A 25,925-nucleotide genomic window follows, 5' to 3' on the forward strand; every position below is an offset into this window, starting at 1 on the left:
CCCTCCCGGCGAGGCTGTTATCCCCAGCGGTGGATGAACGTGGCGCGTTAGACAGATTCCGAAGGAATCTGGGTTAGGGAAGTTAAGGAGGAGCCAAGCCGTTGAGTGCCAAAGCGAATCCGAAGATTCTGGTCCCCGATAGCACGAGGATCGGGTCCCTGATGGCACGATGGTCCACGTCCCGGAAAGCACGAGCCGAGTCACAGCTTGTCCCCAGAAGCACCCATCGGCCGCTGGATAAGCGGGCTGCGCGAAATGGCCACGAACTCAAGCCGCTCCGTGCCGCGGAAGCCGCGCTCGATGCAAAGCCGATACCCGGGCAGTGACTGTCGGCGGACGATCTCACGCACATCGTAAGCGAAGTGCTTGAGCGGCGAGAGGCTGCCGGACTTGGCGTGAAGATGCGAAAAATCGAAGCTCCAGCCGCCGGCCTGGCGGCCGCCGTGCTTGCGGACGATCCGGTAAAGCCAGCGCTCCAGGCCGCCCGTCAGATCGAAGTACGCACGGTCGATCGTGAGCACCAGCGCATCATCCAGAACGCCGGCATAGAACCAGTCCGGCAGAATGAGCTCGAGGCCGAGCGGACGCCCCTGGGCGTCAGCCGTCTCTTTCCATTCGTTGATCCAGGAGAAGCGATGGCGCCGCCGCTCTGCAGGTTGACGGATGGACGTCAGCACGGTGGTGGACTGGAGACGGTCGAACGCCGCCTTCAGGCGATCGTAGTCCCGGGCGCCGGTGCCGCGGCCAACGAACGTCAGGATCTCGTACGGTGTAGCAGCCATCAGACGCGAGGTCTTCAAGCCTGCGTCCCGCGCCTCGACGATCTGCGAGGCAGCCCAGATCAGCACATCGGCGTCCCAGATGGTCGCCATGCCGCGGTCTGGCACGGCCTCGACGCGGATTGCGATCGTACGGGTTCGGTAGTCGATCGGGCAGACACGCTTCGATTTGGCGAGTGAGAAAAACGGATAGGCCATGAGGTCCTGGGCGTCACGCGGCGCAAGAGCGCCGGGCAGCGCCCTGAACAGGTCGAGCTGGTCCCGCTCGCTGACGCGCTTGTGTTTGGAGGTCACGTTTGGCCTCCGCTCAGCGCCGAACTCGAGGCGCATTGGCATGCGGGTTTGTGTGCGGCTTTGCGGGCAGCACAGTCCCCGTCCCGGGATCGGAGGTCGACACCTTGGCCCCGCGGTCAGCCCAGGCCTTGAGATCCTCGACGGCGTAGACGACACGACCGCCGATCTTCCGGTAGGTGGGGCCGGTGCCGTAGGTTCGGTGTTTCTCGAGGGTACGTCCAGAGAGGCTGAGAAAGCGTGCGGCTTCCGGCGTACGCAAAAAGCGCGGTGGCAGGCCGGCGGCAGGATCGGGCATGGGGATGGCTCCGTGGTTCTGGCGAGAGCCGTCGAGGGGCGACGGCGTAACGACGGTCACCGTGGCGGAGATTCGCGTTCCGGGCGGATGACGAACTGGCCTCTCAGGTTGGCGATACCCCCGCCTTGGTATGGGGTGAGGCTAGCGGCTGGCGCGCAGCAGCTTTCGATAACCCCCGTCCATCATGGCCACGGCATCGGCGACCAATCGGATCGTCTGCCCCCGGACGGATGAGGTCTTCCAGGGGAACCGGGCAACCGCCTCCGCGCCATAAAGCGCCCTCGCCACCTCGCGATAGCTTGCCCCCTCCAGGTGACCGTCCAGCGCGCGGATCATGTCGAGAAGGCGTCTGCGGAGCCGCGCCGTGACCTGCCAGGCGGACGGAAGCGGGCCGGCCGGGTGGCGATCGAGGCGGCGCTTGAGGCGCATCAGGCCGGCCAAGCGAAGGAGAACGGTCTCATCCAAGGGGACGAGCGCCGCCATCGGCAGTGCCGGGCGCTCGCCCTTGAGCCACAAGTGATGGGAGCCGGCGGCATCCTTCACGATGCAGTGCCGCTCACCGCCGCGCTGGAGATTCACCGATGACGACAGCCGACCAAGAGCTTCAAAGCGATAGGCGCCTTCGAAGCCCTCGGGTGCGGGAACCAGCATCACGGCGTGGGCAAGCAGCTCAGGCCGCCATGAAACCTGCGCGGCTGTCGCATCGAGTGAGGGGTCGCGGGCGAAAGGAAAGCCCCCAGTTCCCTCCCACCGACTCCGGGCTCAATTCCGATTCTTCCGGATCTTCGTCGATCCGGTCGTAATCATCTCGATAGGCTGGATTGCGCCGCAGGAACTCCCACGCGAAGCCGGCACGATCGAGGTCCTTCAACGCTTCGACATAGTCGGGCGACCTCCAATCGGGTCTCTTGGTCATCAAAGACTCCGTTACGCGAACTCAGGGCTGAGGGACCGAAGCCTTTCATGCGACCAAAGGTTGTTGAAGAGCCCGAACGCCGAACGCGCGATGTCATGCGAAGACGCCCTCAAGCGGCTATCTCGATGTCCCTTCCCGGGAATTTGACCGTCAGTTGCGCGATGCGCGCAAGAGATCACGGAAGCCCTTCTCGGTCATCCACCGCGCCCGGGACAAATGAGTGTCGTAGACCAGGCGTGCGCGGTCGGGTTCCTTCTCCGGATCAAGCTCGAAGACAATACGCACGACTTCTCGCCAGTCTGCCGCCTCGGCTGCGGCGTCCAGCAAGCGCAGATACGTCGCGAAGTGCCGCTCGTCATACGGCGTGACCCCGTCGCTCTCGGGGGGGCAGTCGTCAAAGGCAGGCGTCGTCATCTCGGGAACCGCAGCGAAGGAAGAACATCCATCGGAACTCCAACCACCGCATAGTCACAGCCCCCTCGGCCAGGGGTGATGCAAGGCACGCATCACATCCATCAACTTCCATGCTCACCCGGGGCATCGTGAAGACCATTGCAGCCTGATCTGCATAAAAGCATAGAGACGTCGCCGCGCCAGCAAATTTGGCCGCGTATTATAGTACGTAGCGCCAGAATACGCGATTGCCTCCTATCCTGCGGATGGACATTCGCAAGGTGTTCGGTGCCAACGTCCGTGTCTATCGACGGGCTGCGGGCCTCAGCCAGGAGGCCGTTGCCGCTCGGATGGGTGTGGATCGGGCCTACGTCAGTGCGATCGAGCGAGGGCTGCAGAACGTCACTCTCCTGACCATCTTGCAAGTGGCGGAGTCCTTGAACGTGCGTCCGGCTGACCTGCTTGTGGAATCGGTTCAAAAGTCACGGTCGTGAGCGCAAGGGATCGTTTCCGTCAGGCGAAGACACCCTTCCCTCGCTTCAACTGAAGGGTGGCTTCGTGCGGCCGCCTCCTCCCCAATCGGCCGCATAGAGCCCGGTCCGGCGAAGCCGGATGCGCCCAATCCCTTCAGCCCTCCAAGACGAACGAAAGAACGATCGATAGCTGACAAGCGCTATCCCATGGCAGCCTTCCGGCCTTCCAGAAATCACGGCCGCCCGAGCAGAGAAAAGCCCCGCCCGGCGGACCGGGCGGGGCTCCGGGAGCCTGGGGCTTACTCGCCGTTCTTCTTGCGGCTGCGCGACCAGATCAGGCTGAAGCCGTCGCCGTCCTCGTCGTCGAACAGGTTGGCGAAGATGGGGGCGTTGAAGCTCGGATCGTCGAGCTTGAGCGAGAGGTAGTCGCGGCCCTCGTTGGAGCGCTTCGACCAGGCGGCCCCGATCTCGGCCCGGCCGACAAACACCCGGTGGCTGGGGGCGTTGTCGTTGGACCGGTTGGCCTCGGGGACGATGCGCACGCCCCTCGCCTGGACGCTGAGCGTGACGATCTCGCCCTGGTACTCATTGCCGGACTTCTTGAAGGTACCGATGTTGGCCATGTGACTTCTCCTGTGCTGTTTCGAGCCCCGCGACCATCGCGGCCTCGATGGCGATCTGCAGGCCGGAGGCGATCGACGCCGCACCCGTTCACGGGCCGGAGCAGAGCGGAGGATGGCGGCGGGGCGACTTTCTTGCCTCGCGAGGAATGGGCGAAGCCCAGGGGAAGAAAGTCGAACCGCCGCCGTTGCGGCTCAGGCGATCGAGGCGCAGCCGTCCTCTGGCCAGATCAGCCAAGAAAGAGGCCGTGGGTCGCGCGCCGAACAGCATCCTCGGGAGAAGTCGTGGCCAACCTGAAGGGCCCAGCGCAAGAGGACTGGCACACCGGGCGAACAGACGGCGGCCATAGCGTAGAAAAACGACGGCATCATCCCAGCTCAACGGATCGCAGACAGCGCCCCTCGCCTGCATCTTGTCGGCTTGCCAGAGGAAAGGCGTCTCGAAGTGGCCATAGTGGGATACGTTCACCTGTCGCGTCGAGGCAAGCGTTCGCTGCCACAATCTCTGCCAACCTGTTCGATGATGGAGAGACAAAAGCATCAGCGCCCCTGATCGTGCAGCCGCCCGTCAGCAGGCAGATAAGCGCTCCCCGCGCCCCGCCCGTCCGGCGGCGGAGCCAACAGTGCCAGTCGCGAGAAGGCCGTGCACCCTGAGACGACGGCGCCGACCACGGCAAATGCCGTCTGCCATGCACTGCCGGGCATGCCAATGCCCGCCAAGGCATACGACACCTGATAGCCAGCGATTGCAGCTGGAACGCCATAGAGCATACCGAAGATGGCGCGGATGAGTAGCGTGCGCGTGCCCGCAAAGGCGAATTGTCCAAGCGCCAAAGTCGCGCCACCCACCAGCAATCCGACGGTGATCGCACCAGTGGCACCTGCCTCGCTGTGAAACGCCGCCAATCCCGCAGAGAGACCGGCGAAGGTGGGGAGCGCATAGATGGCAAGCGTGAACAGCAGCCGGCAGAAGAAGCCAAGGCCGACGATGCTGAGAACGATGCCGACAGCGAGCATGGTGGATCTCCGTGACCAGGATCAAACGGTCGCGCCTTCCACCACCACCATGGCGCCGGCTAATCTTATCAGGATAGAAAGTGGCAGAAGAGAGACTCTTGGTTGCAAATGAGTGACGCTGATGCAGTGACTTCGAGGAACCGCACTCCAGCCCAAGGGACGAAGATGACAAGGTCCCGTCGCAAGACCGACCTGCCGGTCTCCAAAATACGCCGTTACCTGGAGCCAGGCCCGATCGTGCTGGTCACATCGGCGCATGGTGACGAGCGCAACATCATGACAATGGGGTGGCACACCGTGATGGAATTCACGCCGTCCCTCATCGGCTGCGTGATCGCCGGCGGCAATCACAGCTTCGGCCTGATCCGGCGCAGCAAGGAATGCGTCATCAACCTGCCGACGACCGCGCTCACCGATCAGGTGGTCGGTGTTGGCAACAGCTCAGGTGCGGAGGTGGACAAGTTCGAGAAGTTCAAGCTCACGCCAGCGCCGGCGGAGTATGTAAAAGCGCCGCTGATCGCCGAATGCCACGCCAGCTTCGAATGCCGGCTGGCGGATGGCCCCCTGATCTCGAAGGACAACTTCTTCATCTTCGAGGTGGTGAAGGCGCATGTCGCGGCCTCGCCGAAGCATCCCGAGACGCTTCATTACACCGGGGACGGCGTGTTCATGGTCGCCGGCAAGGTCATCAGCCGGCGATCGCAGTTCAGACCGGACACGCTGTAGAACCCGGCGACCTACAGAAGCCCAACCTTACGGCGCACATGATTATATAGCCAAATTCGCATTATTGCGGCACATTGTTCGCGGGGAGCACGGCGTAGCCACTATGAATCGTCGAGACCAAGGGACGGGATGATTCTTACTGACAATGAGACGAGAGTGGATCTCCTCAACAACGAGGCGATCGCCAAGACCATTATAGAGCTGCTGCGCGAGAAGCCCGAGCGCGCCGTGACCATCGGTGTTCATGGCGACTGGGGCGCCGGCAAATCCAGCATCTTGGAGATGATCGAGAACGGCCTCAGCTCGGACAAGGATGTCCTCTGCATCAAATTCAACGGCTGGCGTTTTCAGGGATTCGAAGATGCCAAAATCGCGCTGATCGAAGGTATCGTCACTGGCCTTGTCGAAAAGCGTCCATTGCTCACCCAAGCCGGCATGGCCGTAAAAGACATCTTCAAGCGCATCGACTGGCTCAAGATAGCGCGTCGCGGTGGCGGTCTCGCTTTCACCGCATTCACGGGCATCCCAACAGCTGATCAGGTTGGCGCGGTGGTCGGGACCTTAAAGGGAATTTTCGCCGATCCATCGAAACTCGCCACCCAAGAGAATTACGACAAGGCCATCGATGGTGTGCAGGGTTTGCTAAAGCCCGGCGAGTCGAAGAATGTCCCCGAAGAGATCGAGGCGTTCCGGAAGGCATTTGACGATCTGCTCAAGCAGGCGGGCGTCAAGCAACTGATCGTCCTCATCGACGATCTCGACCGCTGCCTGCCGGACACGGCGATTGAAACGCTCGAAGCCGTCCGCCTGTTCTTCTTCACCGCCCGCACCGCGTTCATCGTCGCGGCCGACGAGGCGATGATCGAATACTCGGTTCGCAAGCATTTCCCTGAGTTGCCGGACACGACCGGCCCACGCGACTATGCGCGCAACTATCTTGAGAAGCTCATCCAGATCCCGTTCCGGATTCCGGCTTTGGGTGAGACCGAAACCCGTATTTACGTCACCCTGTTGCTCATGGGTGCCGAGCTAGGCGATGACGACCCCGCTTACTCGGCGCTCATCACCGTGGCACGTGAATTGCTCAAGCGGCCCTGGCAAACGGCCGGGCTCGACGCGCAGACGGTCAAGACCACCTTGGGCAACAAAGCTGGCCAGGTCCAGAACGCGCTCACACTTAGCGATCAGATCGGTCCGATCCTGGCCAGCGGGACGCAGGGTAATCCGCGCCAGATCAAGCGCTTCCTAAACACCCTACTACTACGGCATCAGACTGCGCTCGCTCGAGGCTTCGGAGAGGAGGTGAAACTGCCTGTCCTGGCGAAGCTCATGCTGGCCGAGAGGTTCCTCTCCAGATTGTTTGACCAGATCGCAAGCGCCGCTGCCCGAGATCCGGACGGCCGCTGCGCAGATTTGGCGGCGCTGGAGGCCGCCGCGTCGGAGGAGAAGCCAGCCGCCAAGGCCAAGCGAACCGGATCGAAGATCAGTTCAACCGATCACGCAAAGCCGGCCACCGTGCTGGACTCCAAGGATAGCGCTATCCTGACGGAATGGAAGGCGGCCGACGCAATACGGGCTTGGGCGCGGCTGTCACCCGCCTTGGCGGAAGTCGATCTGCGCCCTTACCTGTTCGTGACGAAGGATCGAAAGGACTATTTCGGTGCAGCCTCGGTCCTTGGACGACTCGCGGCGGTGGTCGAAAAGCTGCTCGGCCCGAAACTGGCCGTTCAGGCGTTCGAAGGTGAACTCAAGCAGCTCGTTCCAGCCGAGGCCGCTCAGGTCTTCGAGGAGCTGCGCGGACGCGTTATGGGCGGCGATTCCTTTGATACGGCGCCCCCCGGCATAGACGGGCTCGCCGTTTTGGTTCGCGCGCACCCGACGCTGCAAGCCAACCTTCTCGATCTGCTCGAAGCCTTGCCGGCCGATCGGTGCGGGCCATGGCCGGCGTCGGGCTGGGAAAGCATCATCAAGGATGCCGACGCCGTAGCTCGGTTCGAAAAGCTCCTCCAAGGATGGTCGACGTCGCAATCGACCTTCTTGAAAACAACGGCCAGCGCTGCGCTTCGCACGCGGAAAGGTGGCCGCTGATGGGCACGTCGAACGCTTATGGCGGCGCTGGCGGCGGGACGCCGCTCATCCCGAGTTGGCTGCGGGATGACGGCGACGGCGGCGCCGGCTCGGGCGGGGGTGATGGCGACGGAACACAAGCGCCGTCGCCTGATGGACCGCCCCCAGCAGTTCCTCCCGCGCCGGCGGCTCGGCCGACCGCGCCGGCAGGGTCATCGGATCGGTTTACATCTGCCAGAAGAAATTTCACGCGCTTCGTAAGCTCGGGCGGCAGCGACCGCAGAAGCCTCGGCCGCGCTGTCTCTCAATATGTTTCCAAATCGGCGGGCGGATCGCGCCAGGCCGCGCAACGTATGGGCTCTTCGAGAGGGGCGGGTGCCGGGCTCATACGATTCCTCAACGATGCCAGCGCCAATGGCGTTCGCGAAGCGCTGCGAACGCTCAACCTTGAAAGCCTCGCCGGGCGGCCGATCGAGGAAGTGTTCGCTGGGCTTGCCGATTACATCTGCCCCGAAGGCGGGTCGATCGACGAGGGAATCGCGCGAGACGCTTTCGTTGAGACGATCGCCGATCTCGCCAGCGCCGGCATCACCGATATCGATGCGCTGACACCCGGTCAGATCCAGACCGTCTTGGAACTATATGCGACGCACGCGATCGAGGCTCGTATCTGCAACGACATCGGCACCAAGGTCGTGACCTTGCCGGCCGACCCGCGGGCCGCTGAGAGGGTGCAAGCGCAACTGCGTGATTTCATCCAGCGCGGTGTCAGCGACGCCATCAACGCCGCGGGCGTCAACGTTCAGTCGCTGCCGCCCGACGCGGTGATGGGCTTTGTGACCAACGTCTATCAATCTGCCTTCGATGTGTTGCAGACGATGGGTGATGGGGAGGCAGCGAAATGAGGCGCCATGTCATCATCGGCCGTTTCGGGCTGGACGATAGGATCCGCGTTCCGAAGGCGCGCGACGAGGTCGCATCGATTTTGCAGTTGGTGGCGGGCAAGCGTCTCGATCACGGGATCGGCCGCGCCTTAGGCGATCTCAAGGCGCTGCATCTGACCCCGAGCGAGATCGGCGCGGACATGCTGTTGGTAGCGGCCCACGTCCATGCGGCAGACACCCGCATCTCCCGCTCCACGGAATCGCAGGACGCTTGGACGCGCGAGATTCGCCTGGTCATCCCCGTGAGTGATCCGGTGCGATGGACGACCGCAGCGCCAATTCTGGTCCGCGCCTTGAACTTCCTGACCGGCGACAGGTGGGATGTCGGATTCCGCAAACGGGCCAAGGGCTATGCAAGACTGGTTCCTGCCACGGCCCCCACCCTTATACCCGCCCCATTCGACGGTGTGAGTCTCTTCTCCGGTGGCTTGGACAGTCTGATCGGTGCGATCGACAGCTTAAATGCCGGCGAGACGCCGCTTCTGGTCAGCCATGCCGGCGAAGGGCTGGTGAGCAAGTCGCAGGAGCAGTGTTTCGACGGCTTGAAAGCCGCTTACAAATCATCCGCCTTCGATCGGCTGCGGGTATGGATGAGCTTCGATAATGGGCTGGTCGAGGATGTCGGATCGGAGGACACGACGCGCGGCCGCTCGTTCCTGTTCTTCTCCTTGGGCGTCGCCGCCGGCACCGCGCTCGGCCGCGACTTCGTACTCAAGGTTCCGGAGAATGGCTTGATCGCGCTCAATGTGCCGCTCGATCGGCTTCGGCTGGGCGCTCTCAGCACCCGGACCACGCATCCTTTCTACATGGCCCGGTGGAATGATTTGCTCCGGGCGCTTGGCGTCGGGGGGAAGATTGAGAATCCCTATTGGGATAAGACCAAGGGGGAGATGGTTGCCCAATGCGCCAATCCGGCGCTGCTAAAGCAGCTCACCCGATTGTCGCTATCATGTTCGTCGCCAACGAAGGGGCGCTGGACCAAGACGCCGCAGGGGCACTGTGGGTACTGCCTCCCATGTCTCATTCGACGGGCGTCCCTGGGAGGCAAGGATGCGACAGTTTACAACGTGCCCGACCTGAAGGCCGCCACGCTGGACACTAAGCACGCCGAAGGTCAGCAGGTCCGATCCTTCCAGCTCGCGATCGCACGGTTATCGAAGCGCCCGGATCTCGCCAAGGCCCTCATACACAAGCCGGGGCCACTCTACGATGATCCTTCCCGGCACGATGCCCTGGCCGATGTCTATCGCCGCGGATTGGAGGAGGTTGGACGGTTGCTGACTGGCGTTAGAGCCGCACCGTCGTAAGACGCCCTATGCGATCTGGTCTCGTCGATTTTCATTGCCACCTCGATCTCTACCCCGACCACGCGGCCGCGGTGGAGCGTTGCGAGCGCGACGGCGTGTTCACCCTCACCGTGACTACCACGCCCAAGGCTTGGCCACGGAACCACCAACTGGCATCTGCCACTCGTCATGTTCGGGCAGCTCTCGGCTTGCATCCTCAACTGGTCGCCGAACGGGCTCACGAAATCGGGCTTTGGGAGGAATTGCTGCCGCGAACCCGCTATGTGGGCGAAGTCGGGTTGGACGCCAGCCCGCGATTCTACAAGTCGTTTGAAACGCAGAAGGAGATTTTTGCTCGCGTACTATCGCTCTGCGCGGTGGCGGGGAACAAGATCGTAACAACCCATAGCGTCCGAGCGACCAAGGCCGTGCTCGACATGATCGAGCATTACCTGCCGCCTACCCGCGGTCGCGTGGTGCTTCATTGGTTCACCGGCACCGCAGCGGAGGCCAAGAGGGCGGTCGATCTCGGCTGTTATTTTTCGGTGAACGCGGAGATGCTCGCGAATGAGAAGCGCGCAGCGATAACCAAGGCGCTCCCATTGGATCGAGTTCTGACGGAAACAGATGGACCATTCACCCAGACCGCCGCCCGTCCGACCGTGCCGAGCGATGTCTGGATCGCTGTAGATGGTTTGGCACGCCTGCACGGCATGCCGCCCGCTGTCGTGTCTGCCACCGTCATGCGCAATTTGAAAGGCTTACTCATAGAACAAGGTTAGAGCGCTCCCATATGCCCGTGGGCGCAGGAAAGAGGTGGCGCTCACGCGCCACCCGAACCAAAGCGCCAGACCGGGATGCCGAGCTTGCGCGCCTTGTCGGCAAGGTTCTCCTGGATGCCCGAGCCCGGGAACACGATGACGCCGATCGGCAGGACTTCCAGGATCTGGTCGTTGCGCTTGAAGGGTGCGGCCTTGGCGTGACGGGCCCAGTCGGGCTTGAACGGCACGTGGGTGACCTTGCGGCTATCGGCCCAGCGAGCGGCGATGCGCTCGGCGCCGGTCGGCGAGCCGCCGTGCAGCAGCACCATGTCGGGATGCTTGACGCGGACCTTGTCGAGCGTGCTCCAGATGAGCTGGTGGTCGTTGAAGTCAGCACCGCCGGTGAAGGCGATCTTGGGACCGGCCGGAACAAGGAGTTCGGTCTCGGCGCGGCGCCGCGCATTCAGGAATTCGCGACTGTCGATCATCGCGGCGGTGAGAGCCCGATGGTTGACCATCGAGCCGGTGCGTGGCCGCCAGGTCGAGCCGGTGTGGACCTCGAAGCGTTCGGCGGCCTGATCGCGGAAGAGCTCCATTCCATTGCGGCGCTCGATCAGGGTCAGGCCCTCGGCGACGAGACGCTCCAGCTCGACCGAGCGGACCTCCGAGCCGTTCTGCTCCTTCTGGCTGCGACGCTGCGCCTGCTCATTGCCGTCGAGCTCGCGTTCGATCCGGTCGACCGCGCGATGGAACAGGTTGATGGCCGACCAAAGCAAGTCCTCCAAGTCGGGCTCGAGGCGGGTGTCGGTGAGGGTCGAGACCAGCGCATCGAAGATGTCGACGACCGCGCCGGCGATGGTGCTGCCTTCCGGCAGCGGGCGGGGATCGGGCTCGTCCTGGAAGGGACGATGGCCATGCAGCTGCAGCTCTGTGAGGACGTGATCGGTCGGGGATGATGCGTGCACGGGCTCGAAGTCGGAATCGTCGTGGGTCGCCATGATGCTGTCCTTTGTCGGATCGGTCGCGCCCATCGCGGCCTTCGTGGGCGTCGACAGGCGGCAGGCAGGACGGCCCGGCACCGCGCTTGCGGCCGGAGCGCAGCGGAGGACGGCCGGCCGAGGCTTTCTTGCCTCGCGAGGAATGCCGGCGCAGCCGGCAGGGGAAGAAAGCTGAAGGATCGCCGTTGCGGGAACGGCCTGGCTGCCGTCCGATCGCCCCTCTAGAAGGCCGGGGCGCGCTCCGGTCCGATCCGAAGGGCAGTAGAGCGACCAATGACGAAGAGATTCACGCGCCCGTGCTCATCCCCTCACGAACCAAAGCCAGGAAACGCGCCACGTCCGGCGGGGCGAGTTGTCGGCGCACCGATGCGCGGAGCCATTCGATTCCCCGGTATCGGAGATCGTCATTAAAGTCGTCTAGACAAGGCGACAGGACGAACGGCTCGATACCGGCGGCTTCCGCGCGGGTGCACAGGCTGGCCGTGGCGGAGTCACCGGCCGGGTCGGTATCGCGGGCGACATAAAGACGGCGCAGTGTCGGGGGAAGCAGCAGGGCGGCAAGGTGGTTGGCCGAGAGCGCGGCCACCATCGGCAGGGTCGGCAGGATCATGCGCAGGGACAGCATGGTCTCGATCCCCTCCCCGGCGGCAATGACGTCGGCGGCCATGCCGAAGCGAACTCCGTGCCCGAGAAGGTGCCCCATGGCCCGTCGCGGTGAAGCGATCGGCGCCTTGTCCCGTCCGGAGGGATCGAGCCAGGTGCGATGCACTCCGGTGATCCCGCCACCAAGGTCCGTCACGGCAGCGATCAGGGCCGGCCAGGTCTCGGTCGGGCTGTGCTCGTCGGGCCGATAATGGCAGCGCGGATGGAAACGTAGCGGGTCACCATCGGGCACAGCTACGATCCCTCGGCTTTGCAGGTAGGTTTGCGCCAACGTGCCCGCGATCGATCGGGACATTGCGTAGAGACGGCGCGCAGATTCAGGCGAACCGCGCGGTGCGCGAAGACGATCCTGTCGCGGAGCGAGCGAGTCTTGTGGCAGAGCGAGAAACCTGCGCGCCTCCTCCAGGGTATCGCGCAAGCGGTCGAACCCGCGATTGAGGGCGATGAGGTCCAGAAGATCGCCATGCTGGCCCGACTCGGCGTCGGTCCACTTGCCGGCGGCACCCCTGCCATGGTCCGGTCCGCTCAAGCGAACAAAGAGGCTGCGGCCCTTGGTATTGGCGACGTCACCGACCAGCCAGTAGCGGCCCTCACGACGGCCGTTGGAGAGATAGTGACGGCACACCGCCTCGGCATTGCGCGCCAGGCGGCGGGCCAGGTCCGCCGCGTGCGATGGCATGACTGCCCTCACGCCGTCATCCGATCGGCGATGCGCACGATCGGGTAGCGATCCATCAACGCCGCCAGGATCTCCGGGCCATTGGCGCCGGTCGGCACGAATAGCCGCAGCTTCCAGGCGATGATCTCGGAGATCAGGCCCATCGCCTTCAGGCGATCGACCATCCCGTCGGTGAAGCCGCAGAGTTCCACCCGGAACAGGCCCATGACCTTGGCGCGGCGAAGTGACAGCCCGTTCTGGAGTTCGAGGATGGTCCGACCATCAAGCACGGCGGTCCAGGCATCCGCCGGCGCGAGGCTCACGCCATCGGCGCAGACGGCTTGCGCCACCCAGGCCGGCGAGACCAGCCGGCCGATGACACGCTCGCCGGCATCGGTCTGCAGGCGGTAGACCCGCATGGACTCGTCCGGCAGCCGCTTCCAGATCGGCAGCAGCAGACCGGTGACGATATGGAGCTCGCTCTCCGTGTAAGGAGGTATCTCTGCGAGTTCGCGTGCCCAGGCTTGGGCAAAGGCAGCTTGATCTGACCGCTGCCAGTGCGACTGCTCGAGGGCCGCTACCGAAAGGGCGGTCCGCTCCATCGGCCGCACAAGCCGGACGCGGCGCTCGACCTCGCCATCGTCCAGCATGACGCTGGGCGCCGGGACCTGTACCGCTGCCCGGCCCGACTGCGCATTCACGAGCAGGACCGCACGCGGGTCGCCGATCCTGTCCAGTGCCTCGGCCAAGGCAAGAGGCTGATTGCGCTGCTGGCGGCGGACGGTGAAGACCTGCGTCTCGGCGCCGGTCGTCGGATGGACATACACCACCTGGCGCTTCGTCACCGTCAAGCTCTCGGCCGTCAGGGTTTCGACGCCGACGTCGTAGGTCCCTGAGACCCGCGCCGCTTGGATCTTCGCGCGCAGCAAATCCTCGAACACACCGAACAGCGTGTTCTGAAGGCCGATGGTGAGGGCCAGCAGACGATTGAGGAAGGTCGTGATCGGCGGCAGCTCCTCGCGCAGGCTGCCGTCCCGGTCCGTGAGATGCAGTCCGGTAGCTGCCTGGAAGGCCTCCAGTGAGCAGCCCTCGACCTTGCCGGCGAACAGCAGCAGGTAGAGCTGGCGCAGCGCTGCCCGGCCGTAGGGCGATTCGAGATTGTCGTCGGCCCGGAACAGGCCCTGCCCACCCGTCTGGCGTTGGCCCTTGGTGATGGCACCCAAGGTGTCGAGACGCCGGGCGATGGTCGACAGGAAGCGCTTCTCGGCCTTCACATTGGTGGCGATCGGCCGGAACAGCGGCGGCTGTGCCTGGTTGGTGCGGTTGCTGCGCCCCAGCCCCTGAATGGCTGTGTCCGCCTTCCAGCCTGATTCCAGCAGATAGTGAACCCGCAGCCGCTGGTTCCGCGCTGAAAGGTCGGCATGGTAGGAACGGCCGGTACCGCCGGCATCGCTGAACACCAGGATGCGCTTCGCGTCGTCCATGAAGGCCTGCGCCTCCGCGAGATTGGCGGAGGCCGCCCGGTTCTCGACGCAGAGCCGGTCGCCCTTCCGAACGATCCGTCGGGATCGGCCGGTCACCTCGGCGACCAGGTCGGTACCGAAACGCTGCACGATCTGGTCGAGCGCACCCTGTACGGGGGCGAGCGAAGCCAGTCGCTCGATCAGGCGGTCACGCCGGTCGACGGCGTCGCGGCACTGCACGGGCTGACCGTCACGATGGACCGGCCGGGAAGAGAGATTTCCGTCGCTGTCCGTGAAGGGCTCGAACAGTTGGGTCGGGAAGCTGTGCGCCAGATAGTCGAGCACGTACTCGCGCGGCGTGATGTCGACTTGTACGTCGCCCCACTCCTCGGTTGGAACTTCGGAAAGCCGACGCTCCAAAAGCGCTTCGCCAGTGGAGACGATCTGAATGACGGCGGCATGTCCGTCCTCGAGGTCGCGCTCGATCCCTCGGATCAGGGCCGGCGTCTTCATCGAGGTGATCAGGTGTGAGAAGAAGCGCTGCTTGGCGGATTCGAAAGCCGAGCGTGCCGCGGACTTCGCCTGGGCATTGAGCGTGCCGCGCTCGCCGGTGACGTTGGCAGCCTGCAGGGCGGCGTCGAGGTTGTTGTGGATGACCTGGAAGGCGCCGGCATAGGCGTCGTAGATGCGGATCTGCTCGCGCGACAACGCATGCTCGACCAACTCGTACTCTACTCCCTCGTAGGACAGGGATCGTGCCGCGTAGAGGCCAAGCGCCTTGAGGTCGCGAGCAAGAACCTCCATTGCCGCTACGCCGCCGGCCTCAATCGCCTGCACGAACTCGGCGCGCGTGGCGAACGGAAAGTCCTCGCCGCCCCACAGTCCCAGCCGCTGCGCGTAGGCGAGATTGTGCACAGTGGTGGCCCCGGTGGCCGAGACATACACGACCCGGGCGTTGGGCAGCGCGTGCTGCAGGCGCAAGCCGGCCCTGCCCTGCTGCGACGGCGCCTGGTCGCCCCGCTCGCCCTTGCCGCCGGCGGCATTGGCCATCGCATGGCTTTCGTCGAACACGATCACTCCATCGAAGTTCGATCCCAGCCAGTCGACGATCTGCCGGACCCGCGAAACTCTTTCCTCGCGTGCGTCGGTCCGTAGCGTGGCGTAGGTGGTAAAAAGGATGCCGTGCTCCAGGCGGATCGGCGTGCCCTGGCGGAAGCGGGCGAGCGGCGTGACCAGCAAGCGCTCCATCCCCAGCGCCGACCAGTCGCGCTGGGCGTCCTCGATCAGCTTGTCGGACTTCGACACCCACACCGCGCGTTTGCGACCCTGCAGCCAGTTGTCGAGCAGGATGCCGGCGACTTGGCGACCCTTGCCGGCGCCCGTGCCGTCGCCCAGCATCCAGCCGCGCCGGAAGCGAACGGCATCCTCGGCACCGTCGGGTGCGGCCGAGACGAGGTCGAAGGTCTCGTCGACCACCCACGATCCGGCGAGATGCCCGAGGTGCGCTTCGCCGGAATAGACGACGCTCTCGAGCTGCGCGTCGGACAACAGGCCCTCGGCGATGACATTGGCCGGCAGGCATGGCCGATAGCTCGGCTTAGGCGGTGCGATGGACGCCATCGCCGCCGACTGCACGAGCCGTGTCGGATGGGCCTGCGCACCGACAATCCGGATCGACTGCAGCTCGTATCCTTCGTACAGCGCCTCGGTAAGGCTGCCGCCCTCGGCCGGCTTCCAGTCCACGGTTTCGTAGGCGAGGTCCGCCCCCACTCGTTCAAGAGGATCGCCGGCAACGGCGCGTGGCTGCCGCGCGAGCCTTCGGCTCGACATGACCGTGATGGGAGGGACGGAGGCAGGAAGCGCGTTACCATGCACAGGCAAGCGCGGTGGAACATCCGACGACACCCATTGGAGCAACTTGGCAACATCGGGTGCCATGCCGCGTGATGCTGGAAACGACCTCGGATCATCGGCCGGTACGCGGTCGATGACCGTCAGCCGGGTCTCGACCGCGGTGCCGTGACGGGCATAGATGCGCCCATCGATGGCAGCGCTGAACACGACACGGCCGCGTTCCTGGAGGCGGACAAAGGCCTCGCGCCAAGACGGATAGTCCGGCGACAGGCTGGCGCCGGTGATCGCGACCAGGCGCCCGCCCTCGGCGAGCCGCGCAAGCGCCGAGGAGACATGGCGCAGGGCGGCATCCGCCACGGCGCCGTCAACATGCGCCGCTGCCGAGAATGGCGGATTCATCAGCACGACGCTCGGGCGCACGGCATCGTCGAGATGGTCGTGGATGTGAGCCGCGTCGTAGCGTGTCGTCGCGACAGCCGGAAACAGGCGCCCGAGCAAGGCCGCGCGCGTGGCCGCCAGCTCGTTCAAGTGCAGGCCGCTGCCGGCAAGCTCCGCGAAGATGGCGAGCAGGCCCGTGCCGGCCGAAGGCTCGAGCACGAGATCGGCCGGGGTGGTCGCAGCAGCGCTGGCGGCGACAAACCCGAGAGCGAGCGGCGTCGAGAATTGCTGCAGCGCCTGGCTCTCCTCGGATCGGCGGGTATGGGTGGGAAGAAGGGCCGCAATCCTGCCGAGCATGGACAGCTCGGCAGCCGGCGTAGCAGCCCGTGCCCGAATGGTCGGGCCGAACTTGCGCATGAACAGCACGGTCGCCGCCTCGCAGGCATCGTAGGCGGTCTTCCAGTCCCAGGCCCCGGCGGCGTCGGAGCCGCCGAAGGCGTGTTCCATTGCGGCGCGCAGGACAACCGCATCGATGCGGCTGCCACGCTCGAGGTGAGGGAGAAGAAGGTGCGCTGCCGCGGCAATGCCGGCGAACGCATCCGCAGGAACGCCAGCGAGCGAGCGTAGCGGCGCGGGCGCCGCCGCCGAGAAGGAGACATTCGACATGGAAGAGACCTCGGGAGAGCGGGACGGTCCGAACCGGAAGGCGCTCTCTCTGGACCTGCCCGGCTCAAACCCGTCCCGGCCGTCCTCTCCCTCTCGCCTTGCGCGTCGAAGGTGAGGAATCCCTCAAAGGAAAAGCCCGGCACGGCGGCCGGGCTTTTCCAACGATTGGCGAAGACACCGCGGAGGACCGAGGCCACCCGCGGTGTTCACACTATTCCGCAGCGATGGGACGCGGCTCCGACTCGTCGGCCGCTACACCCCCTTCTCCGCCGGCGAGGAAAGCGGGAAGCTCCTCGGCCGGGTCCGCGGGAGTGTCTGGCATGTCCGCACTGTCAGCGAGCCGCAGCGGCTCGGGCAGCCAGCCGGTGCCGTCGAGCAGCCGCTCGGCCTCCTTCGCCATTTCGGTCTTCTTAAGATGGTCGATGAGCTGTGCTGCCTGGTCGCCCTTGGCCTCGCGCACCGCTTCCAGAATGCGGGGCTTGGTGACGCGGCCGAGATAGTTGTCAACGGTGGGCCGCCAGCCGGCCTCGACCATGTCGAGACCGACGGCGCGGGCCAGCCGGTCGGCCTGGGCGATGCGCTGCTGCACGCCGTGGGCGGACACGCCCGGTCCGCCGTACCGGTCGCCCTTCTCGTAAAGAGCGTTCACCCCGAATGATACGCAATGTGCCAGCAGCGCGACACGACGGCTGTCGTCGAGGGCAGCGAGCCAATCCCACAGCGCGTCCTCCTCTTTGGGCAGCTCGGCCTTCCAGGCTTCGTGCCGGTCGGCGACCGCCTTGGCCGAGGGGCTGTCCTTCAAATCGGCCGACTGGGCCGGGAAGAACACATGCCGCACCGAGGCTTCCAGACACGCGCCGGGGGCACTGTGCTGGAAGGTGTCGAGGCAGAGCTTGTGCAGCAGCGCCGTGAGGGCAACCTGCGAGTTGCTCGCCACCGCGTCCCGCAGCGCGAGGGTGCGATGAGCCGTCAGCTCGCTCACGAGCCGTTCCGGAAGCGGCTTGATCGTGTCGTCGTCACCGTCCTCCGGCTGGTCGCCTCCGATGGTGATGACGGTGCGCTGGGCGGGAGTGGCAAACGCTGTCTCAGCCGCCCCGCCGGTCTCGCCTTCCTGCAGGTCTTCGCTGCCGACCTGCATCGGCCCGTCCTCCGGCCGGACATAGCCGCGATCCACGGCAAGGCGTCCGTCGGCGTCGATGCTGACGAACACGCCGGCACGCGCGATCTCGGCCGGCTCGTAGCGGACCGGACGGCTCTCCAAGGCTGCAAGCGCCTCCTCGATCTCGCCCAGCCGAGTGTCGACCTCGTCCGGCAACTCGTCGGCGCCTTCGTACTCGCTCTCAAGCTTCACCTGCTCGGCGGTCAGGGCGTCGAACGTCGCCTGTTCGCCGGGCGCAAGTTCGCCCACCACGCCGTCGAGCCGCCGGAGGTGACCGACATGGCCGTACCGGAAGTCGACGGCCACCTCGATCCACTTCCAGCCTTCACCGGCGATCTTCTCGGCCTCGGCCGCCAGTTTCTCGGTCGCCAGGCGATCGAGCAGTGCCATGTCCTGGAGCCAGCCGCCGTTGTCCTCCTCGAACAGGTCGCGGAGGACCGCCCCGCCCGCTGCCCTATAAGCGTCGAGCCCTACGAACCGCGCCCGTCGGTCCGACGCGCGCACGGCGCTCTCGGTGAGCTGGCGGCGGATCAGGTAAGGCTCCTTGTCATAGGACTGCTGCAATGCCTCCCAGACCTGTTCCTGCCGGGCATGGTCGGTGGTGATCGTGAAAGCCATGAGCTGATCCAGGGTCATGCCGTCCTCGGCATAGATCCCGAGCAGCTTCTCGGAGACCGATGCCAGGCGCAGCCGCTGCTTCACCACGGCAGGCGTGACGAAGAACCGGGCAGCGATCTCTTCCTCGCCGGCGCCCTGGTCGCGCAGAACCTTGAAGGCGCGGAACTGATCCAGTGGATGCAAGGCGACGCGCTGGATGTTCTCAGCCAGAGAATCCTCCTCAGCCGAAATCTCGACCGTGGGGTCGCGCACGATACATGGGATCGGCGCCGTCCTGGCAAGACGCTTCTGCTTCACCAGCCGTTCGAGGGCCCGGTAGCGGCGCCCGCCGGCCGGGATCTCGAACATGCCGGTCTCGGCGCCCTCGGCATCGAGCACTGGCCGGACGTTGAGGCTCTGCAGGAGCCCGCGCCGGGCGATGTCCCCGGCCAGGTCCTCGATCGAGACGCCCGCCTTCAGGCGCCGGACGTTGGACTGGCTGAGCACCAGCCTGTTGAAGGGGATGTCGCGCGAAGCGCTGAGGGTGATCTTCTGAACGACCTTTGCCATGAGGAATACTCCGCGACGGACGGCCGGGAGACACTCTCTCGACCTCCAATCCGTCGTGGAAACCGCGCAGCCCTCTCACTCTCCGCTGCAGTGACCGGGGACACAGGACGTCACCGCTGGCGCTCTGCACGAATGGGCTGAACACGCCGTTGCCCTAGAGTCCAAAGACAAGCGCGGCTAGCGACCAAGGGCGCGCAAGCAAAGTGGGTAATTGCCACGATTGGTGTGCTATCATGAGTTGCGCCCTGTCCTTCTGAATAGGTAGTCAGTGCACTGCGAAGTTCGGTTTCCGGCCCAATGGATCAACGCCTCGCGCTTTGATCTCGCGCTACGCGCTTCCTGCGGCCCCCATGATCCGGGGACATTCGAGGTGACATTCGACGTCCCCAGCGGCTGCAAGATCATGGTCGAAGCGGCGATCCGCTTTCTGTCCCTCGCCAATCAACTGGCGGCGACAACACGACGCGTGCGCATGAAATTCGAAGAGGGCGATACCGGGACAATGGGATACCTCAATCGGATGGGCTTCTTCGACCATCTCGCGGCTGAAGTTGAAGTGCTCCCGTCTCGGCCAGGCTATTCAGCGGCAGAAGCCCACCGGGGAGGTAACGCGGCGCTGGTCGAGATCGCTCGTATCAGCAAGGATGAGCGCGACGAAGAACTTCCTACCCGCCTGACCGCCGCTCTCATGCGTTCTTGCCATACTCGGCCGGACGCTGCCGAGCTTGAAGGCGCGGCATGGACCATCTTTGCCGAGCTGATCGACAACGTCTTCTCCCATAGCAGCACCGTCCTGGACGGATACGCGGCGCTACAGGTCTATCCGAAGGGCGATCGGCTCTCGGTGGCGGTGTCGGACAGCGGTCTTGGGATCATGCAAACGCTCCGGCCGACCATAGGAAAGGAATTTCCGAGGCTCACAGACCTTTCCGATACCCAACTGCTTGTCGAAATATTTCGGCAGGGACTATCTCGGCACGGTCCCGATCGGGGCTGTGGGCTGAAGGGAAGCGCCGCCAAGGCCATCAAATTTCAAGCCGTTCTCGATGTGCGACTGCCCCGTCAGCGCGTCGTGCTGATCCCCGCGCGAGGCGCCTATAAGGTCAACACTGCGGACTGTTACGACGGGCTTCCGCTCATGTGGGGCACACACATTGGGTTCGGCTTCCGGCTTGGGGGTTGATTTATCGACCAAGTCTGCTTAAATGGATTAAATGAACGAGGACGTTCGCGTGCTTGCCCTGCGTGAAATCATGGATCGCCCAGAAGGTTGGGGGCGTGCACAGGGACGCGAGGTCTATCAGCGTCTGCTCAGATCGGTGGAAGAAAGCCCAGGAACGAGAGTGTTTAAGATCTCCATGAAGGACGTCAAGCGGGTTGACATATCGTTTGCTTCGGAAACGGTGGTGGAGATTGCGCGGCGATATCGTGGAAGCAAAGGCTTTTGTCTGATCGACTTGACTGACCCCGATCTGATCGAGAATTGGGATGCTGCAGCGGCAAGGAAGGGCCAACCGCTTCTCGTGTGGGAAGGAAGGACGGGCCGGCTTATTGGAGCGGAACCGACCCAGGGTTGCCGGGAGGCTTTTCAGTTTGCACTGCGTCATCCAACCGTGCGTGCCGCTGAGTTTGCGGAGAGCAAGAGCGATATGACGATCGCGAATGCGAGCATGAAGTTCAAACAGCTCTGGGAGCAGGGATTCTTGCTCCGGCGAGAGAGTGCCGCGAATTCAGGTGGCGTCGAGTTTGTGTATCAGCGGGTGGGCTGATTTTTTTTAACGGCCGTTAAGTGGATTCAATGAACGAGAAAAGTGCGAGCATCGACCATGACTGAGCGGCGACCCTTTAGAGTCCTTAGCCTGGATGGCGGAGGGATGCGCGGAACGTATACCGCTACCTATCTGGATCTTGTCGCAGCGACTTTTGCGCGGCAGCGCAATGTCGCTGCCCTTGATATTGGAGCGGCCTTTGATCTGATCGTCGGCACCAGCACCGGTGGGATCATCGCCTGCGCTCTCGCCGCCGACGTGCCGCTGAAGAATGTCGTGGCACTCTACCGGCGATACGGGGCGAGCATCTTTCCACGGGCAATGCCTTCCGGCCTGAGCAGTGCGATCGTTGACCTCTACAAGCGGCCGGCTGCATTGGCAGCAGGTACGGAAAGCCTGCGCGCGGCGCTCCAAGCTCAGCTCGGCCAGAAGACGATGGGCCAAGTCTACACCGAGCGGCACATTGCTCTCGCCATCCCGGCGGTCGAGATGAGCCAGCATCGGGCGTGGGTGTTCAAGACCCCACACCTTCCGGGCACCAATCATCGCGACGACAACTACAGCTTGGTGGATGTTTGCCTCGCAACATCGGCAGCACCCGTCTATCGCTCGCTTGCGGCCGTCAATCATCCTGCAGCTGTCGCGTCGGCCAACGTTCAAGCCGCGCCGAACCAGCTTCAGGATGAGACCGACGGTTTCAACATGTTCGTTGATGGTGGGCTGTGGGCGAACAATCCTGTGCTGGTCGGTCTGGTCGATGCGCTCGATCTCACCAAATCCGGTCAGGAAATCGAGATCTTCTGCCTTGGGACCTGCCCGATGCCGGCAGGGGAGCAAATCTCGAAAGACGCCACTCATCGCGGCCTGGCCGAATGGAAGTTCGGCGGCGAAGCGGCGGCGCTTTCCATCGATGCCCAGCAATTCGCGTTCGACCATGTCGCCAAGAAGCTTGCGCGTCACGTCGACCGCAAATGCACGATCATCCGTTTCCCCAGTGAAAGGGTGCCAGCTGCCCTGATCCCCTATCTCGGTCTCGACGAGACGCGTCCCGAGGCAATTCAGGCCCTCGTCAACCAGGCGCGCACGGACGCCGACATGACCAACAGCAAATGTGCGTATGCGAACAGCGATCCAGAAGCGGCTCTGATTTGCGCGCTGTTCAGCTCGGCGCCGCCACGTACCGAGCCAGTCTCCGACGGGTCGTAGAAGACAGCAAACACGGCGGCAGGCTAGCAACAGAAAAGAGGACGTAGAATATGTTCGATTGTGCAAAGGACGTATTGGCATATCACAACGAGAAGGTGACCTTGCCGCAGGCTGAGCAGACCGATATGCGCAACCGGCGAAACGCCAATCGCGATCGTCTCAAGAAAGGTCTCAGCAGCGCGGGGAAGCCTGCGCCACGGGAGTTCGTCGTCCAGGGAAGCTACGCCATGAAGACCATGACGCAGCACCCCGGCAAGGACTACGACATCGACGACGGCGTCTATTTTCACAAGGAAGACCTTGTCGGCGATCGGGGTGCGGAGATGTCTGGCCTGCAAGCGCGTCAGATGGTGCGGGACGCTCTAGATGATGGGTCTTTTAAAAAACCGCCGGAGGTCCGGAAAAACTGCGTGCGGGTCTACTACGAAGCCGGTTTTCATGTCGACGTACCGGTCTATCGACGCGTGACGACCAAGAACCTCTGGGGAGATGACACCTATCACTACGAGCTTGCGGCCAGCGATTGGAAGCGCTCGGATGCGCGTGCCGTTGCTTCATGGTTCGAGGCCGAGAACGACCGCCAGAGCCCCGACACAAGCAACGGACGGCAGCTTCGCCGCATCGTGCGGCTGATCAAGAAATATGCTCGCAGCCGCGACAGTTGGAAGGGGCAGGTCCTGAGCGGCTTCGGCATCACCAAACTGGTGACGGAGCGTTATCGTGCCGATGCCGGCCGGGAGGACAAGGCGCTTTACAATACGATGGTCGCAATCCGGGATCGGCTGCGCGGATCTCTTGTCATCGATCACCCTGTCACGCCGAACGAAACAATCACCTCCGGACCAGACGATGCGCGCGCACGATTTCTGCGCGATAAGCTTTCAGAAGCAATCGACAGTTTGGCGCCGCTCTTTGAGTACGGGTGCACACGGCAACAAGCTTTGAAGTGCTGGGACAAGGTGTTTGCAACCACCTTCTTCAGTGACCGGGCGGAGTCGCGGGCGCAGGCTGGGGCGAGCCTATTGAGCGTTGGCACTGCCGCGCCGGCGGCAGCTCCGCTGGCTTTCCCCAAGGCGCCTCGCGTTGATGACAAGCCGCGTGGATTTGGCTGATGTGGTGGGTGCAGAATCCGGTTCGCGCGAAGCAGGAAGTTGCAGCCATCGAGAAGCTGCAGATCGACCATTCGTGGCTCTCAACGGCAGCACCTCGGGCGCTTCCGGCGTTTAGGCTTGGTTTCGACTTCGACATCACGGTCAGCGGAATAACCTATCCATTTCTGCTGACTTATCCGGCGTTGTTTCCGGCAGCACCTCCGCAGATCACGCCACGAGACGGCCGGCGCCTATCTGGGCATCAGTATGGCGACGGCGGCGAGCTTTGCCTCGAGTACCGGGCCGACAATTGGGATCCTGCTGTTACTGGCGCGATAATGATCGAAAGCGCTCATCGGCTCTTGGCGGCCGAAGATCCGGATGCGGAGCACCGAGCACCGGCGCCTTCGGCACATCACACGTCGACTGGCCAGGACTTGCGAGGTCAGACATTTCGGTTCTTGGTGACGCGAAGCCTACTCGAGCATGTGGGCACCCTTCCCTGCCCCAGCATTCAGCAAGGCTTCGTTAAGGAAGCGCAGCCCCCGAAAAAGATCTGGACGGCGCATGTCGGACGACTTGGCTCGGAAACAGCACCAGACTGGGTCGAAACGGGCCTATCCATCCCTGGAACGGCCGGTGAAGCATGCCTTCTGCTGCGCGTCGCAAGTCTCGACAGTGTGCCCATACGGCCAGGCCACGCTGCATTGGAGCGATTGGTCCAAGACGCTGGCGCCACGCCAGCGGAGTTCTTTGATGATCATTCGAACCGCTTTGTTGTGCTCGCGACCGAGCATTCGGCACGAGCGTTCTTTTCATATCTGAAGGCCGGCGAACGGCATGTGATTCCCTACCAGACTGTCGACTTTTCGGACGACGTGGGCGGCCGCTTGCCCTCCAGCTACGCAACGCTTCATTCGAAAAAGGTGGGGCTTGTCGGCTGCGGGTCGCTCGGCTCGAAGATTGCCGCAAGTCTTGCCCGGTGCGGTGTGGGCGCAATCGTCCTAGTAGACGATGACATCCTGAAGCCGGGCAATTTGCTGCGTCACGAGCTCGACGGAGGCAGTGTCGGCGCCCACAAGGTAGAAGCGCTCGAGGCTCGCTTGCTGGCCCTGGCGTCAGGCATAAAGGTGCGAGTGTTTCGTTTCGCTCTGGGCGGCCAAGAATCCTCGGGCGGCACAGCAATCGTGCTCGATGAGTTGGCCACCTGCGATCTCTTGGTTGATGCCACCGCAGATGCCCACGCCTTCAACTTTGTCGCTGCGGCGGCGCGCAGCGGTCTTCACCCGATGGTGTGGGCGGAAGTCTACGCCGGTGGCATTGGTGGCTTCGTAGCCAGGGTGAGACCTGATAAAGAGCCGCCGCCGCATTCGGCCCGGCGGCAATATCTTACCTGGTGCCACGATCAGGGCGTCCCTTGGCACGGCGGCGATCGCGAATACGGTGCGGCCGGCCCGGACGATCGGCCTCTTATTGCGGATGACGCTGACGTTGCCGTGATCGCCGCGCATGCGACGAGGCTGGCGCTCGACACTTTGATTCAGCCCGCGGAATCGGCTTTTCCTCATCCGGCCTATGCCGTTGGTCTCGCTGCAGCCTGGATCTTTACCGCCCCCTTCGACACCAGGCCGATCGACTTCGTTCCCGATGGACCATGGTCTACATCCACTCCAGAGAGAACAGAGGAAGCCATCGATTTCATGGTTGCACTCTTGAAGAAGGCCAAGGATGAAGGTCGAACAGACACCGGAGGTTGAACGGCGCATTCGACTAGCTCTTCGCAAGGCCGGCCGCCGTGAGATCGGCGGCATGCTTATGGCCGAACAATTGTCTCCCGACCATTTTCGCATTGTCGACTTCTCAGTCGATGGCTTTTCCGGCTCGCACACGCACTTCCGCCGAGACCCGCAGATTCATCGAGCGACGCTCGATGATTTCTTCGACCGCACCGGTCGGGATTACGAGCGCTTCAACTATCTTGGCGAATGGCACTCTCACCCTTCGTTCTCCGTGAGGCCGAGTGCCGAAGACGTCGCCACCATGACGGACATTGTCCAATCGCCTGGCTCGCCCATTACCTTCGCAATGCTGCTAATCGTACGTCTCCGGTGGCGGTATTGGCTGGACTACTCACTGATTGCCTTTGTGGCCGCTCGAGACAGCGTAGAGCTTCGATTGACTAAGTCGTCTGCTCGCCCGTCTCACGGCAGGCGCCAAGCTCACTCCCGAGAAGCGAAACGAGCGTTTGCGCCAACAAAAGCACGCACTTGACGGTGCGGCCG

Annotated in this window: 23 protein-coding genes; 12 read left to right on the top strand and 11 right to left on the bottom strand. The window is 63.7% G+C overall.

The annotated features are described in order from the left end of the window. Positions 1 to 200: 200 nt before the first annotated feature. The 5 genes from ACP15H_RS17700 to ACP15H_RS17720 all read right to left on the bottom strand — a co-directional run bounded on the left by ACP15H_RS17700 (position 201) and on the right by ACP15H_RS17720 (position 2,698). Positions 201 to 1,109: a replication initiator protein A gene (locus ACP15H_RS17700; protein ID WP_425067470.1), complete on the bottom strand. Its 909-nt coding sequence runs from the start codon at positions 1,107 to 1,109 to the stop codon at positions 201 to 203. Continuing rightward, entirely contained in the window at positions 1,087 to 1,368 is a 282-nt protein-coding gene (locus ACP15H_RS17705) for a helix-turn-helix transcriptional regulator (RefSeq protein ID WP_425067471.1), read from the bottom strand. The genes ACP15H_RS17700 and ACP15H_RS17705 overlap by 23 nt, the downstream gene beginning before the upstream one ends. Before the next feature lie 141 nt (positions 1,369 to 1,509). Then, a complete protein-coding gene (locus tag ACP15H_RS17710; protein WP_425069923.1) occupies positions 1,510 to 2,019 on the bottom strand; it encodes a DUF2285 domain-containing protein in 510 nt (169 codons plus the stop codon). Between the two features lie 19 nt (positions 2,020 to 2,038). Then, positions 2,039 to 2,284: a transcriptional regulator domain-containing protein gene (locus ACP15H_RS17715; RefSeq protein ID WP_425067472.1), complete on the bottom strand. Its 246-nt coding sequence runs from the start codon at positions 2,282 to 2,284 to the stop codon at positions 2,039 to 2,041. A gap of 150 nt (positions 2,285 to 2,434) precedes the next feature. After that, positions 2,435 to 2,698 (bottom strand): DNA -binding domain-containing protein, encoded by a 264-nt coding sequence (locus ACP15H_RS17720; RefSeq protein WP_425067473.1) that lies wholly within the window; start codon positions 2,696 to 2,698, stop codon positions 2,435 to 2,437. 245 nt (positions 2,699 to 2,943) lie between these two features. Here ACP15H_RS17720 and ACP15H_RS17725 point away from each other — a divergent pair, with 245 nt between their 5' ends. Continuing rightward, complete coding sequence (locus ACP15H_RS17725) at positions 2,944 to 3,171, top strand: helix-turn-helix domain-containing protein (RefSeq protein WP_425067474.1); 228 nt, start codon at positions 2,944 to 2,946, stop codon at positions 3,169 to 3,171. 278 nt (positions 3,172 to 3,449) lie between these two features. On the opposite strand, the gene ACP15H_RS17730 is transcribed toward ACP15H_RS17725, so the two are convergent. Both ACP15H_RS17730 and ACP15H_RS17735 read right to left on the bottom strand, forming a co-directional pair. Further along, positions 3,450 to 3,773: a DUF736 domain-containing protein gene (locus ACP15H_RS17730; RefSeq protein WP_425067475.1), complete on the bottom strand. Its 324-nt coding sequence runs from the start codon at positions 3,771 to 3,773 to the stop codon at positions 3,450 to 3,452. A gap of 537 nt (positions 3,774 to 4,310) precedes the next feature. Next, on the bottom strand, positions 4,311 to 4,787 hold the full coding sequence (locus tag ACP15H_RS17735) for a hypothetical protein (protein WP_425067476.1): 477 nt from the start codon (positions 4,785 to 4,787) through the stop codon (positions 4,311 to 4,313). 165 nt (positions 4,788 to 4,952) lie between these two features. On the opposite strand from ACP15H_RS17735, the gene ACP15H_RS17740 reads away from it, so the two are divergent. The 5 genes from ACP15H_RS17740 (at position 4,953) to qatD (ending at position 10,592) form a co-directional block, all read left to right on the top strand. After that, a complete protein-coding gene (locus ACP15H_RS17740; RefSeq protein ID WP_425067477.1) occupies positions 4,953 to 5,513 on the top strand; it encodes a flavin reductase family protein in 561 nt (186 codons plus the stop codon). 156 nt (positions 5,514 to 5,669) lie between these two features. Next, entirely contained in the window at positions 5,670 to 7,601 is a 1,932-nt protein-coding gene (gene qatA / locus ACP15H_RS17745; protein ID WP_425067478.1) for a Qat anti-phage system ATPase QatA, read from the top strand. Beyond that, positions 7,526 to 8,485, top strand: a complete 960-nt coding sequence (qatB, locus tag ACP15H_RS17750) for a Qat anti-phage system associated protein QatB (RefSeq protein WP_425067479.1) — start codon at positions 7,526 to 7,528, stop codon at positions 8,483 to 8,485. The genes qatA and qatB overlap by 76 nt, the downstream gene beginning before the upstream one ends. Beyond that, complete coding sequence (gene qatC, locus ACP15H_RS17755) at positions 8,482 to 9,831, top strand: Qat anti-phage system QueC-like protein QatC (protein ID WP_425067480.1); 1,350 nt, start codon at positions 8,482 to 8,484, stop codon at positions 9,829 to 9,831. The genes qatB and qatC overlap by 4 nt, the downstream gene beginning before the upstream one ends. Before the next feature lie 8 nt (positions 9,832 to 9,839). After that, positions 9,840 to 10,592 carry a Qat anti-phage system TatD family nuclease QatD gene (gene qatD / locus ACP15H_RS17760; protein WP_425067481.1) on the top strand — a complete coding sequence of 251 codons (753 nt, stop codon included), beginning with the start codon at positions 9,840 to 9,842 and terminating at the stop codon, positions 10,590 to 10,592. A gap of 41 nt (positions 10,593 to 10,633) precedes the next feature. On the opposite strand, the gene ACP15H_RS17765 is transcribed toward qatD, so the two are convergent. The 4 genes from ACP15H_RS17765 to ACP15H_RS17780 all read right to left on the bottom strand — a co-directional run bounded on the left by ACP15H_RS17765 (position 10,634) and on the right by ACP15H_RS17780 (position 19,577). Continuing rightward, on the bottom strand, positions 10,634 to 11,569 hold the full coding sequence (locus tag ACP15H_RS17765; RefSeq protein WP_425069924.1) for a DUF2493 domain-containing protein: 936 nt from the start codon (positions 11,567 to 11,569) through the stop codon (positions 10,634 to 10,636). Between the two features lie 286 nt (positions 11,570 to 11,855). Beyond that, positions 11,856 to 12,911, bottom strand: a complete 1,056-nt coding sequence (locus ACP15H_RS17770; RefSeq protein ID WP_425067482.1) for a DUF7146 domain-containing protein — start codon at positions 12,909 to 12,911, stop codon at positions 11,856 to 11,858. Between the two features lie 8 nt (positions 12,912 to 12,919). Beyond that, on the bottom strand, positions 12,920 to 17,251 hold the full coding sequence (locus ACP15H_RS17775) for a strawberry notch-like NTP hydrolase domain-containing protein (protein WP_425067483.1): 4,332 nt from the start codon (positions 17,249 to 17,251) through the stop codon (positions 12,920 to 12,922). A 211-nt stretch (positions 17,252 to 17,462) separates the two neighbouring features. Next, on the bottom strand, positions 17,463 to 19,577 hold the full coding sequence (locus ACP15H_RS17780) for a ParB/RepB/Spo0J family partition protein (RefSeq protein ID WP_425067484.1): 2,115 nt from the start codon (positions 19,575 to 19,577) through the stop codon (positions 17,463 to 17,465). A gap of 370 nt (positions 19,578 to 19,947) precedes the next feature. Between ACP15H_RS17780 and ACP15H_RS17785 the strand changes: the two genes are divergently transcribed. The 6 genes from ACP15H_RS17785 to ACP15H_RS17810 are packed head-to-tail and all read left to right on the top strand — an operon-like array spanning position 19,948 to position 25,914. After that, on the top strand, positions 19,948 to 20,760 hold the full coding sequence (locus ACP15H_RS17785; RefSeq protein WP_425067485.1) for a hypothetical protein: 813 nt from the start codon (positions 19,948 to 19,950) through the stop codon (positions 20,758 to 20,760). A 31-nt stretch (positions 20,761 to 20,791) separates the two neighbouring features. After that, entirely contained in the window at positions 20,792 to 21,346 is a 555-nt protein-coding gene (locus tag ACP15H_RS17790; protein ID WP_425067486.1) for a hypothetical protein, read from the top strand. Between the two features lie 57 nt (positions 21,347 to 21,403). After that, the gene (locus tag ACP15H_RS17795; RefSeq protein ID WP_425067487.1) at positions 21,404 to 22,552 is read left to right on the top strand and encodes a CBASS cGAMP-activated phospholipase; all 1,149 of its coding nucleotides are present in this window, start codon (positions 21,404 to 21,406) and stop codon (positions 22,550 to 22,552) included. A 50-nt stretch (positions 22,553 to 22,602) separates the two neighbouring features. Then, positions 22,603 to 23,664: a cyclic GMP-AMP synthase DncV-like nucleotidyltransferase gene (locus ACP15H_RS17800; protein WP_425067488.1), complete on the top strand. Its 1,062-nt coding sequence runs from the start codon at positions 22,603 to 22,605 to the stop codon at positions 23,662 to 23,664. Beyond that, positions 23,664 to 25,400 carry a ThiF family adenylyltransferase gene (locus tag ACP15H_RS17805; protein WP_425067489.1) on the top strand — a complete coding sequence of 579 codons (1,737 nt, stop codon included), beginning with the start codon at positions 23,664 to 23,666 and terminating at the stop codon, positions 25,398 to 25,400. Before ACP15H_RS17800 ends, ACP15H_RS17805 begins: the two co-directional genes overlap by 1 nt. Further along, the gene (locus tag ACP15H_RS17810; protein WP_425067490.1) at positions 25,372 to 25,914 is read left to right on the top strand and encodes a Mov34/MPN/PAD-1 family protein; all 543 of its coding nucleotides are present in this window, start codon (positions 25,372 to 25,374) and stop codon (positions 25,912 to 25,914) included. The genes ACP15H_RS17805 and ACP15H_RS17810 overlap by 29 nt, the downstream gene beginning before the upstream one ends. Positions 25,915 to 25,925: the final 11 nt, after the last annotated feature.

This window comes from Reyranella sp., assembly GCF_965249915.1.
Classification (GTDB): Bacteria; Pseudomonadota; Alphaproteobacteria; order Reyranellales; family Reyranellaceae; genus Reyranella.

What these genes read in the sequence shown, in the direction of transcription:
- ACP15H_RS17700 (WP_425067470.1), bottom strand. Translation starts at nt 1,109, where the DNA reads ATGCGCCTCGAGTTCGGCGCTGAGCGGAGGCCAAACGTGACCTCCAAA.
- ACP15H_RS17705 (WP_425067471.1), bottom strand. Translation starts at nt 1,368, where the DNA reads ATGCCCGATCCTGCCGCCGGCCTGCCACCGCGCTTTTTGCGTACGCCG.
- ACP15H_RS17710 (WP_425069923.1), bottom strand. Translation starts at nt 2,019, where the DNA reads ATGCTGGTTCCCGCACCCGAGGGCTTCGAAGGCGCCTATCGCTTTGAA.
- ACP15H_RS17715 (WP_425067472.1), bottom strand. Translation starts at nt 2,284, where the DNA reads ATGACCAAGAGACCCGATTGGAGGTCGCCCGACTATGTCGAAGCGTTG.
- ACP15H_RS17720 (WP_425067473.1), bottom strand. Translation starts at nt 2,698, where the DNA reads ATGACGACGCCTGCCTTTGACGACTGCCCCCCCGAGAGCGACGGGGTC.
- ACP15H_RS17725 (WP_425067474.1), top strand. Translation starts at nt 2,944, where the DNA reads ATGGACATTCGCAAGGTGTTCGGTGCCAACGTCCGTGTCTATCGACGG.
- ACP15H_RS17730 (WP_425067475.1), bottom strand. Translation starts at nt 3,773, where the DNA reads ATGGCCAACATCGGTACCTTCAAGAAGTCCGGCAATGAGTACCAGGGC.
- ACP15H_RS17735 (WP_425067476.1), bottom strand. Translation starts at nt 4,787, where the DNA reads ATGCTCGCTGTCGGCATCGTTCTCAGCATCGTCGGCCTTGGCTTCTTC.
- ACP15H_RS17740 (WP_425067477.1), top strand. Translation starts at nt 4,953, where the DNA reads ATGACAAGGTCCCGTCGCAAGACCGACCTGCCGGTCTCCAAAATACGC.
- qatB (WP_425067479.1), top strand. Translation starts at nt 7,526, where the DNA reads ATGGTCGACGTCGCAATCGACCTTCTTGAAAACAACGGCCAGCGCTGC.
- qatC (WP_425067480.1), top strand. Translation starts at nt 8,482, where the DNA reads ATGAGGCGCCATGTCATCATCGGCCGTTTCGGGCTGGACGATAGGATC.
- qatD (WP_425067481.1), top strand. Translation starts at nt 9,840, where the DNA reads ATGCGATCTGGTCTCGTCGATTTTCATTGCCACCTCGATCTCTACCCC.
- ACP15H_RS17765 (WP_425069924.1), bottom strand. Translation starts at nt 11,569, where the DNA reads ATGGCGACCCACGACGATTCCGACTTCGAGCCCGTGCACGCATCATCC.
- ACP15H_RS17770 (WP_425067482.1), bottom strand. Translation starts at nt 12,911, where the DNA reads ATGCCATCGCACGCGGCGGACCTGGCCCGCCGCCTGGCGCGCAATGCC.
- ACP15H_RS17775 (WP_425067483.1), bottom strand. Translation starts at nt 17,251, where the DNA reads ATGTCGAATGTCTCCTTCTCGGCGGCGGCGCCCGCGCCGCTACGCTCG.
- ACP15H_RS17780 (WP_425067484.1), bottom strand. Translation starts at nt 19,577, where the DNA reads ATGGCAAAGGTCGTTCAGAAGATCACCCTCAGCGCTTCGCGCGACATC.
- ACP15H_RS17790 (WP_425067486.1), top strand. Translation starts at nt 20,792, where the DNA reads ATGAACGAGGACGTTCGCGTGCTTGCCCTGCGTGAAATCATGGATCGC.
- ACP15H_RS17795 (WP_425067487.1), top strand. Translation starts at nt 21,404, where the DNA reads ATGACTGAGCGGCGACCCTTTAGAGTCCTTAGCCTGGATGGCGGAGGG.
- ACP15H_RS17800 (WP_425067488.1), top strand. Translation starts at nt 22,603, where the DNA reads ATGTTCGATTGTGCAAAGGACGTATTGGCATATCACAACGAGAAGGTG.
- ACP15H_RS17805 (WP_425067489.1), top strand. Translation starts at nt 23,664, where the DNA reads ATGTGGTGGGTGCAGAATCCGGTTCGCGCGAAGCAGGAAGTTGCAGCC.
- ACP15H_RS17810 (WP_425067490.1), top strand. Translation starts at nt 25,372, where the DNA reads ATGAAGGTCGAACAGACACCGGAGGTTGAACGGCGCATTCGACTAGCT.